Source organism: Pedobacter africanus, assembly GCF_900176535.1.
Lineage (GTDB): Bacteria > Bacteroidota > Bacteroidia > Sphingobacteriales > Sphingobacteriaceae > Pedobacter > Pedobacter africanus.
In genome coordinates this window covers 1,211,590-1,222,858 of record NZ_FWXT01000001.1, presented here as the reverse complement: position 1 = coordinate 1,222,858, position 11,269 = coordinate 1,211,590, and the positions used below count along the sequence as shown (strand labels likewise).

The 11,269-nt window shown below is 42.9% G+C and carries 8 protein-coding genes; all 8 read left to right on the top strand.

Going from position 1 to position 11,269, the window contains the following annotated elements:
- Nucleotide 1 precedes the first annotated feature (1 nt).
- The gene (locus B9A91_RS05040; protein ID WP_084237302.1) at nt 2-1,651 is read left to right on the top strand and encodes a RagB/SusD family nutrient uptake outer membrane protein; all 1,650 of its coding nucleotides are present in this window, start codon (nt 2-4) and stop codon (nt 1,649-1,651) included.
- A gap of 25 nt (nt 1,652-1,676) precedes the next feature.
- Nucleotides 1,677-3,023 carry a Gfo/Idh/MocA family protein gene (locus tag B9A91_RS05035; protein ID WP_084237301.1) on the top strand — a complete coding sequence of 449 codons (1,347 nt, stop codon included), beginning with the start codon at nt 1,677-1,679 and terminating at the stop codon, nt 3,021-3,023.
- Between the two features lie 31 nt (nt 3,024-3,054).
- A complete protein-coding gene (locus B9A91_RS05030) occupies nt 3,055-3,924 on the top strand; it encodes a sugar phosphate isomerase/epimerase family protein (protein ID WP_084237300.1) in 870 nt (289 codons plus the stop codon).
- A gap of 17 nt (nt 3,925-3,941) precedes the next feature.
- Nucleotides 3,942-5,144, top strand: coding sequence for a PQQ-dependent sugar dehydrogenase (locus tag B9A91_RS05025; RefSeq protein ID WP_235012461.1), 1,203 nt, complete (start codon nt 3,942-3,944; stop codon nt 5,142-5,144).
- A 51-nt stretch (nt 5,145-5,195) separates the two neighbouring features.
- Nucleotides 5,196-5,564, top strand: coding sequence for a nuclear transport factor 2 family protein (locus B9A91_RS05020; protein ID WP_084237299.1), 369 nt, complete (start codon nt 5,196-5,198; stop codon nt 5,562-5,564).
- 263 nt (nt 5,565-5,827) lie between these two features.
- Nucleotides 5,828-6,427: an RNA polymerase sigma factor gene (locus B9A91_RS05015; RefSeq protein WP_159451642.1), complete on the top strand. Its 600-nt coding sequence runs from the start codon at nt 5,828-5,830 to the stop codon at nt 6,425-6,427.
- Nucleotides 6,428-6,571: 144 nt separating this feature from the next.
- Entirely contained in the window at nt 6,572-7,672 is a 1,101-nt protein-coding gene (locus B9A91_RS05010; RefSeq protein WP_159451641.1) for a FecR family protein, read from the top strand.
- A 136-nt stretch (nt 7,673-7,808) separates the two neighbouring features.
- A complete protein-coding gene (locus B9A91_RS05005) occupies nt 7,809-11,267 on the top strand; it encodes a TonB-dependent receptor (RefSeq protein ID WP_084237296.1) in 3,459 nt (1,152 codons plus the stop codon).
- Nucleotides 11,268-11,269: the final 2 nt, after the last annotated feature.

The window sequence follows — 11,269 nt, the reverse complement described above, 5'->3', positions numbered from 1 at the left end:
TATGAAATCTATCATAAATAAACTTATTGCAGTTTCCATCATGATGTTGGTGAGCATGAGTTGCAAAAAGCAATTAATAGAAGAGCCACATTCTTCACTCACCCCGCAATACTTTAGCACAGCTCAGGGATTCCGGTCAGGTCTCGACGCGGCTTACGCCGGCAATCGCAACATCTGGGGCAACGAAAATTTTATGACCATGACCGTACCCGGAACTGATGAATTTAAGTCTGGCGGTGGCGGTAACATTGATTTTAATATTTATTCTACCAGTTTTGATGCCAGCAGCAGCTGGGTAACAAATGTTTGGAACACCTGTTATACTTTTATCAATAATTGCAACGGCGTTATCGACAACGGATCAACAGTGAAAGGCTTGGATGCCGCTACAGTGAAACGAACCGTTGCAGAAGCCAAGTTTCTGCGGGCCAACTTCTACTTTATTCTGGTACGTTTCTGGGGGCCGGTTACACTCAACGAACACTTTATCAGCGAACCAAGCACAAGCGCAGGCCGGGCACCGATTGCGGATGTATATAATTTTATTGTTAAAGATCTGAAGGATGCTATTGCCGACCTACCTGCAAGTCCGGTACAAAATGGCGTTTTACCCGGCAAAGCAACCGCTGCCGCAGCACACCATTTGCTGGCTAAAGTATACCTGACCAGGGCTTATTCTTCGGCTAAACTGCCCGATGATTTTCAAAATGCCTACAATACAGCCAAAGCCCTTATTGACGCCAGCGGCAGTTTAGGTTTGGGGCTGCTCCCCGATTTTGCTTCAGTGTTTGCTGAAGGTAATGAAGCCAACAAGGAAGTGCTCTGGAGCGTGCAGCACACCCCTAACCTAACCTATAATAACAACAGCAACGAGTTGAATTTCCACTACGTTATGGGCTATGAGAATTTTCCAGGCCTGGTCCGCTCAATGGCCTATGGCCGCCCGTTTGCGCGTGTTCAACTTACCAGGTGGATGAGTGATACCTGTTTTGCAGATAAGACCAACGACACGCGATACTTTAAAACGTTTCAATCTGTTTGGCTGTCTAATTCTGCAGATAAGATACCGAAGGTAAACGGCGTGCCTAAATACGCCTTAGGTGATACAGCTATCTATATGCCCGGGGTTGACGTAACGAACGCTAAAATCAATGCATCGCGTTACTTACTGGTTCCTCCACGGAACTACACCCTGCAACTGTTCCCTACGATGCTCAAATATCAGGATACCAAAAGAGCGGGCATCAATGACCCGTCCATACGTCCCATCATCGCTTACCGTCTTGCAGAAACCTATCTGCTGGCTGCAGAAGCGGCATTTAATCTGAGCGATAACCTTAACGCCGCAAAATACATCAACGCAGTGCGGGAGAGGGCTGCTTTTCCTAACGGAAACCTGGCTGCCATGAGTATTCTGCCTGCCCAGGTAACACTGGATTTTATTCTTGATGAGCGATCGCGTGAGCTTGCAGGGGAACAAACCCGATGGCTGGACCTGGTCAGAACAAATAAACTGATAGAACGTGTTAAACTGCATAACCCTGATGCAGGCCTAAACATCAAAGAGAAACATATACTACGGCCGATACCCCAAAATCAAATAGATCGGATCATTACCGGTGATAAATATCCGCAAAATGATGGATTTTAATTTTTAACCCTAATTTAACCATGTTATGGAAAAACGAAGAGATTTTATTAAAAAATTAGCTATTACGTCGGCCGGAGTTATGGCAGGCAACAGTCTGTTTGGTATGAGTGCAAAAAGCTACCGCAATATTATTGGTGCCAACGAACGTATCCATGTCGCCATCATCGGTTTAAACGGCCGTGGCACCAGCATGGCAAGTACTTTCGCGCGGCAAAAGGGTGCCGAGATACTTACACTTTGCGATGTTGATACCCGCGTTTTTGCCAAAGCGCTAAAATCTGTAGCCGATAACCGTCAGGAAAACGTCCCTAAAACGGAAGGCGACTGCCGTAAGGTGATGCAGGATAAGAATATTGACGCGATCTACATTGCCACGCCCGACCATTGGCACACACCCCTTACCATTATGGGTTGCCAGTCCGGAAAACATGTTTATGTAGAAAAGCCTTTAAGCCATAACCCCCACGAGGGCGAACTGGCCGTTGCTGCTGCCCGAAAATACAAGCGGGTAGTGCAAATGGGGGCGCAGCGCCGTTCGGCCCCGATACTGACCGAGGGCATACAGCAATTGCATGAAGGAATTATTGGCCGGGTTTATTATGCAAAAACCTGGTACACGAATGATCGCAAGCCTACTTTTTTGAAAGCTGGCACAGCGCCCGCAGAGTTAAATTACGACCTGTGGCAAGGCCCCGCGCCGCGCCTGGCTTATCAGGATGGGTTAATCCATTACAACTGGCACTGGTTTTGGCATTGGGGAACCGGTGAGGCGCTAAACAATGGTACACACGAGGTTGATATAGCCCGCTGGGGCTTAGGTGTGGATTATCCAGTAAAAGTAACTTCATCCGGCGGGCGTTATGCCTATAAGGACAATTGGGAAACGCCGGATACGCAGGTGGTAACGCTTGAATATCCCGACAGGAAAATGATTATGTGGGAAAGCAGCAGTGCGAATGGCCGAAGAATAGAAGGTGATGAGCGCGGGATTATTTTTTATGGCGAGAATGGAAGCCTGAGCACCGGGACTGATGCTTATAAAGTGTTTGATCTGAAAGGCAAACTGGTGAAAGACGTTGGCCCGAAAACTAAAGAAGAAGCGGTACAGGGACGCAATACTGCCAGCGTTAGCCTGAGTTTGGATAGCATGCACGTAGCTGATTTCCTGGATGCGATACGCAGTAACCGCAAACCAAATTGCGATGTGGAGATTGGACATAAAAGCATTATTGGGATGCAGCTAAGCAATATTGCCTGGCGCGTAGGCCGGGAACTTCATCTCGATCCGAAAAATGGTCATATTCTTAATGATCCAGAGGCGCAAAAGCTATGGAAACGGAGCTACGAACCGGGATGGGAACCGAAAATTTAATGAACTGCCTGTTTAAATAACAATTTCAAATATGATCTATCAATTAAAAAAAGCCCTGCTAGGCCTGGGTTTAATAGGAGCCCTGGTTAGCGGCCAGGCTGTAGCCCAGAAAAAGCTATTTCCGGAAGCTCCGGGTATCGTGTCGTACACCTATCGTAACCAGTTTGCCAAAGATGTGCCCGGCACACTCGATATGATAAAAAACAACGGAATAACTGATATTGAATTTTCAAACCTGTTTAAGCAAAGCCCTGAGGATTTGCGTAAAATGTGCGATGCAAGGGGTATTAAATGTTCATCATACGGGGTAAGTTATGAAGACCTGGTAAATAAGACAGATGAAGTAGGAAAAACGGCTGTTGCGTTGGGCGCAGCCTTTGTTAGGGTAGCCAGTATTCCTCACAAAGGCGCTTTTACCTTAGACAATGCCAAACAGACGGTTGCTGATTTTAATAAGTATGGGAAGCTGCTGAAAGATCAATATGGCCTTACCTTCATCTATCATAATCATGGTTTTGAGTTCGAGCCTTATCAGGATGGTACGCTGTACGACTACCTGCTGAAAAATACCGACCCTAAATATGTAAGCATGGAACTGGATATCCTGTGGGCATTTTTGCCGGGGCAGGACCCGGCGCAATTACTGGCTAAATACGGTAACCGCTATAAAGCCCTGCACATGAAAGATTTAAAGAAAGGTGTTGAACGTGGCAGCCTTTCGGGTACTACCCCGAAGGATAACGATGTGATTTTAGGCACCGGCCAGATTGATATTCCGGCCGTGATAAAGGCAGCACGCAAAGCCGGTGTGAAACATTATTACATTGAGGATGAAAGCAGTTCATCCGTTACGCAAGTGCCTGAAAGTATAAAATATCTCAACAGCTTAAAAAAAGATTAAGACCAACGAACCATTTTATGTTATTAAAACTTTATAAACCACTGGCTTTGGGCATTGCGCTAACATCAGTGACCATTTCCGGCATGGCTCAGACAGGCGCCCCTGTAGAGACCAATAAAGCCAATACCGACTATAAACCCGCTTTTAAGGGCCAAACCCGCATAGGTAGCGTTAAAAGCAAAACTGCCTATAAAGACGAGGTGATCAACACTAACCTGAAAGGCCCCTGGGGTATTTGCGTATTGCCCGATGGACGTTTATTGATCAGTGGTAAGCCGGGCACCATGCAAATATTGACCACCACGGGTAAGATCGTGAAAACGATCACAGGCTTCCCTAAAGTACATTTTCAGGGGCAGGGTGGTTTGCTGGATGTGAACATTGACCCCAACTTTAAAAAGAACCGAATGGTTTATTGGACCTACGCCCAGCCGGGTGAAAACGGTGCTGCATTAGCTGTTGCGAAAGGCAGGCTATCTGCTGATGAGACCAGCTTAGAGGACGTTAGGGTGATATTTGAAGCTGTGCCTCGCCATAAAGGCGGCGGCCAGTATGGTTCGCGATTAGTGTTTGATAAAAAGGGCAATATTTTTGTTAGTTCGGGCGACCGTAGCGAAAAAAACATTCGTCAAAAAGCACAGGATCTGAGCGCTACGACAGGCAAGATCATCCATATTACCAAACAGGGCAAGCCGGTGGCCGATAATCCATTTGTTGGAAAGGCAAATGCCAAACCCGAGATATACGCCCTGGGGTTCCGAAACCCGGATGGTTTGGCTATTCATCCTGCTACAGGAGATCTGTGGGAAGCTGAGTTCGGTCCGCGTGGTGGAGATGAGCTTAACCTGATCAAGCCTGGAGGGAACTACGGCTGGCCTGTGGTAACTTATGGTATTGAGTATAGTGGTGAGAAAGTGTATGAAGGTATACAGCAAAAAAAAGGTACCATACAGCCGGTTTATTATTGGGATCCCAGCATTTCGCCGGGTTGTATGATATTTTACACGGGCAACATTGCTGAGTGGAAAAATAATATTTTAATAGGCGGCCTGGGTGGTGTGCATATTGCCCGTTTGGTTATCAGGAACAATAAAGTTTTAGGCGAGGAGCGTTTGCTGGAGAGCAGGCAGGAACGCTGGCGCTGCATGGCCATTGGTAAAGACGGTAACCTTTACGCAGGTACTGATAGTGGCAAGCTGTATAAAATAAGCAAGAGGTGATCAAAATGGGTAACTTTAAATTTTGATATCTTAGCAAAATAAAAAACAACTATGGAGCGCGAAATCTTAAAGTTAGAAGAACAAATTGTTGCTGCTATCTTAAGCAGCGATGTGGAAGTACTGGATCAGATGCTTCACGATCAGTTGGTATTTGTTAACCATCTGGGGATGACCCTCTCCAAAAAGGAAGATCTGAGCCCACACATCACCGGGGATTTAAAAATTACCGGGTTAGTGGCCTCAGACCGTCAGTTGCAGTTGTTCGGAGATACCTGCGTGGTCGTGGTCAACAAAGATATCAGCGGGAGTTATTTGAACCAGCCATTTGATAGCAAGTTGAAATTCACCAGGATCTGGAAGTCGTTTAACGGGAGCTGGAAAGTCATAGCAGTAAGCAGTGTGCCGTTGCATGTGGGTTAGATCTTTTATGCAATCTGAATGCCGCTCTGTTATATGAACAAAGGGTGACTAAAATTTAATATTAGAGAAGGTTAAGTTAAAAAGAGTCGAACTAAATAAATATCTCTAGTAGAGTAAAATTCTCGATTTAATAAAAAATGGTAAATACCGGGCGGTTAGATTCCCTCTTCTGGCTTAAGTTTCCCGTTTCATAACTAAAAAAATTCAAATAAAAGATTGTTTTAATCAATTTTTGTTAGTTTAGCTATCAAATCGGGGATCAATTGCATATCAAAAAAAAACCAAATGAAAAGGAGCTTTTGGAGGCAATCGCCAGTGGAAATGAAATTGCTTTCAAAACCATTTACGATGCTTACTTCAAAAAGCTATCTGCTTACTTATACAAATTGTGTAAGTCGAACGATGCTACGGAAGAAATGGTTAATGATGTATTCCTGAAAATCTGGAAAAACAAATCCTCCCTAAATCATATCGAATCTTTTGAAGCCTACCTTTTCGCAATGGCGCGAAATAAGGCCATTGATTATTTACGTAAACTAGCAAAAGATAGCAGCCTGATTACAGAATTAACTACTCAAATCCAGGAATCTCATAATGAGATTGAAGAAAAACTCGATGCGACCGCCCTCAAAAATCTGATTGAACAGTCTTTGGCACAACTTTCTGATCAAAAAAGAAAGATTTTCAGAATGAGCAAAGAAGAGGGCTACAGCTACGACGAGATAGCCGCGGAAATGCAGCTTTCAAAAAGCACCATAAAAAATCACCTTTCCGAAACGCTTAAACATTTAAAAAAGCAGGTAGATCCAGAATCAGGCAGAAGCTTTTTATTATTGGTTATGCTGATCAACCTGCTTGATTAAAAAAAATAAAAAACAGGCAGTACGATTTCAACTTTGCTTCGTCATGTAGATAAGCAAGCTAACCAAATGAATTTTTCCCGCTTAGAATATTTATTGAACCAATATGCCTTAAACCAATGTTCAAAAAAAGAACTCCTGGAATTAATGAGTTTAATTGGCCAAAATGAGTCAACCGAAGATCTTAAACTGAGTTTACGGAATCTCTGGAACGGCCTCAACGATCAGGACGAGGTTCCCCCAATTGATCAGGAAAAGATCTATGCGCAAATCATGGCTTCGCAAGACTTCCCTAAATCGAAAAAAAACCGGCTTTGGCAACCCTTGGCAGCAGCAGTAGCTGCAGTTGTATTATTGTGTATTGCATTTTACAGTTTCAATGGTAGCCAAGCTCTTGATCAGTTTACCGCATTAGCCAAGCCGGTAAAATATCATATCAAGCCAGGTACCAACAAAGCAACATTAAGGCTCGCAAATGGTTCTACAATAAACCTGAACAATTCTGCTGAACCCAGCTTAACCAATTATGGAAATATCCAGATCAAAAAGAATAGCCATGGGCAAATTATCTATCAGGTAATCGCAGACAGTACTGATGCCAGATTAGCTTCAAGTTACAATGTATTTACAACACCTAAAGGTGGGCAGTACGAAATTATTCTGGCAGACGGCAGTAAAGTATTTTTAAATGCTAATTCGTCACTCACATTCCCAACAGTCTTCTCTGCCACCCAAAGAAATGTCGTGCTTAAGGGGGAAGCTTATTTCGAAATTGCAAAAAACAAAAAGAAACCGTTTAAAGTAAGCGCAAACGGGACTGAAATTAAAGTGCTCGGTACACATTTCAATGTGATGGCCTATGAGGACGAACCCCTGCTAAAAACCACTTTATTTGAGGGATCGGTTCAGGTTAATACAAATACAGCAACAAAGACGATTAAACCGGGGCAACAAGCGGTTACTTACAAGAACCAAAGTGCAATTGACATTAACGAATCCAAACCGGATGAGGATCTGGCCTGGAAAAATGGCTATTTCCTTTTCCAGGATGAAGGGATTGAAAGTGTAATGCGTAAGATCGCACGTTGGTATGATGTTGAGGTTGTTTACAAAGAATCTATTCCCGGAGGAGAATTTGGTGGAAAAATTTCACGTTATGAAAATATTTTGGATGTCCTGAAACCACTGGAACTTACAGGGTCAGTCCATTTTAAGCTCGAGGGAAGGAGGATCATTGTGACACAATAGTTCTACTATTCCAACGAGCCAATAAAAAAGTCAGGAGCGTTTCTCACACGCCCCCGACTGAAGCTTTTTTTCAAAAGCTATGGGTTAAAAAACGACAATTCTTCTAAAAACCGAATATTAATTAACCACTAACCAAATGTATAAAATTTATGCTGCATTAAAGTGCAGGAGGAATTTCTCTATTCCTTCCAAATTCATTTTAACTATGAAACTCACGTTTGTTTTACTAACAGCCGTATTTTTACAAGTCGGGGCCAGTACCAGGGCTCAAAACATCTCTATCAATAAGCAAAATACTTCTTTAAAAGAAGTATTTCAATTGATCGAAAAACAAACAAGCTTTACCGTCGTTTATGATTCCAAAATTATAAAAGCAACAAAGCCATTTAGTCTGACAGTAAAAGATGTATCTATTGAAACACTGCTCAATAGATGTTTGAGAGACCTTGATCTGGATTACATCATTTCGATGAACACCATTGTAGTCCGTAGGAAACTAAATGCACCGGTCCCAATTATGATAACAAGGGTTACAGGAAAAGTGACCGATTCAAAAGGAAGTCCCATTCCTGGAGTCAGCATCCGGATTAAAGGCAGCAATAAAGGGACTTCCACAGATATGGATGGTAAGTACACTATCGATGCGCCTGAGCCAACAAGCATTCTGGTATTTACATCTATAGGATATAATGTAAAAGAACTATTAGTTGGTAGCCAGAAAGTAATAGATGTGATTTTAATGGAAGAGGTAAAATCATTGGACGATCTGGTGGTAATTGGTTATGGGACTGTAAATAAAAAAGACCTGACCGGTTCTGTTTCCAGCATTAAAGCCGATGAAATTTCTAAAAGTAAAGTAACTTCTTTCCAGGAAGCGATACAGGGTAAAATGGCAGGCATACAAATCACTTCCAGCTCTGGCGAGCCTGGTGCGGCAATGAATATTTCCATACGCGGTGCAAACACCATTTATGGTAGCACCAGCCCCCTGTTTGTGATTGACGGAGTTCCTTATGATGCCAATGCCAACGAGGTGGGTACGGCAAGTATAGGTAATAAAACATCTGCGAATCCGCTGTCCAGCCTGAATCCAAACGACATAGAATCTGTAGATGTGCTTAAAGATGCGTCTTCTACCGCCATTTATGGATCAAGAGGTGCCAATGGTGTTGTGATCATTACTACAAAAACCGGAAAATTGGGTGCCCCGAAAATTGACTATGATGGATACATGAGCTTCTCTAATGCTACAAAAAAACTAGGGGTGCTTAGCCCGGATGAATATCTGGATTATCGCCGCATTGTTAGCCCGAATACCATTTTATTTTATAAAGACACCAATAAAGATGGATTGTACAATGAGCTTGATGAACCAGTGGACTTAAGCGAGCTGGAAAAACACGATTGGCAAGACGAAACTTTGCAAACTGGTGTTTCGCAAAATCACAATGTTTCTTTTAGTGTCAAAAAAGATAATACCTCCTATGCCGGTGGCATTGGTTATCTTGATCAGGGCGCGATTGTCAGAAACAACGACTTTAAAAGATATTCAGCCAGATTAAAGGTCGATCAGGATTTCAATACTAAACTCAAAATTGGCTTAAACATCAGTTTATCACAAACCGGGCAAGATGGAGCCAGTCAAAGCGGTGGTGGTGACGGGCTATTCAACGGTATTGTCCAAAACCTTGTCATTTCCAAACCCATAGAATTTTACGATCCACTCTGGGACAGGGCTGGCGCCTACATCTCTCCGCTAACCATGATTGACGATGCTTATAAATCTGCAGCTACCGTACAAAATAACATTAGTGGCTATCTGAATTACAAATTTATTCCGGGATTAACACTGAACATTTCCGGTGGTGGAATTCTGACCAATTCAAAAACCAAGGAGTTTTACGGTAAAAAAACAAGCTGGGGCGTAGGTGACAACGGACTAGGCATTATCCAGGATCAAAAAGCGGCTTCTATATTTAATACCAACCAATTAACTTACGAGAAATGGTTTAACAAAAATCATTACCTTAATGCCATGATCGCTACAGAGATCAGTCAGTATACCTATGAGTATTTCTCTGTACAAAAATCTAATTTTTCCGATGAATCTACTGGTATAGATGACATCGCTAAGGGAACTATTGCCAAGGGGTCTGCCTCTTACAAAGATGTAAACAGGAGGTTGTCCTATTTTGGAAGAGTGAATTATACCTTACTTACCAAACACCTATTCACAGGCACTTTCAGAGCAGATGGTTCGGATAAATTTGGAAAAGGAAAACGGTTCGGCTACTTCCCTTCTTTTGCTTATGGTTGGTTAATTTCAGAAGAGCCCTTCCTGAAAAATAGCAAACAGATCAGTAACCTTAAGTTGCGTTTAAGCTATGGAGAGACAGGAAACGAGCGTATAGAATCTTATAGGTACCTAGCTAGACTTGAGAATGCCTTTTACAATGGTGAGCTGGGCCAGGCGCCTGCTTCAAGCGCAAATCCTGATCTAAAATGGGAAACCACCATTCAATACAATGCCGGAATAGACCTGGGTTTGTTTAACAACAGGATTGAGCTTACTCTGGATATCTACAGTAAACAAACTAAAAATATGCTCTTACCTGTTTATGTGCCTGGCAGAACGGGTTATAACCAGCAATGGCAGAATGTTGGCCGTGTAGACAATAAAGGAATAGAATTCCAAATCAATACTAAAAATATCAAATCTAAGGATTTCAATTGGGAAACATCTTTTAACATCAGTAGCAACAGGAACGAAGTGAAGGACATTGGAAATATTGGCTATATTCCTGTTACGATGGGGGGTGGCTGGATTACCAACGTTGGGCGCGTAACTGTTGGACAGCCAATTGGCACCGCTTATGGTTATGTTTTTGATGGAGTTTATCAGATCAGTGATTTCACCTGGGATAACGATAGTGACCCAATGATTCCACACGACAAGCGCTTCTACGTGCCGAAATCTGGTGTGGTACAGGTTACAGGCGTAAATGTCAGACCTGGATCCTCCAAATTTAAAGATTTAAATGGCGATGGCATTGTCGATCTGGACAATGACAGAACCACCATTAGTAGAAGTACACCTAAATTTTTTGGTGGACTAAACAATACCATCCGCTACAAGAACTTTGATGTTAATATTTTTCTGGAAGGCGCTTACGGCAACCAGATCTTCAATGAATCGAAATACAGACTTGAAGGTGGTGTTTCTAGTACCTGGATGAACATCAATAAAGATTTCTTCTACAATCGCTGGACGACCGAGCGCCCAAGCAATACTTATGGGGACTTTGGTGACCTAAATAAAACAGCAACGCTAACATCCAGTTATTTTGTTGAAGATGCTTCTTACCTCAGGTTGAAAAATGTTTCTATAGGCTACCGCTTCTCAGACGACCTGATGAAAAAAATTGGCGTCGGCAGTGCAAGGATATATGTAAACGGCTCAAATCTACACACCTGGACCAAATACACAGGTTATGACCCTGAAATACAATCTGAAAATGCCTTGTTGGCCGGTTTTGACAGGATATCTTATCCTCGTGCCAGGGTGTATACAATTGGATTAAACGTTGGATTTTAATT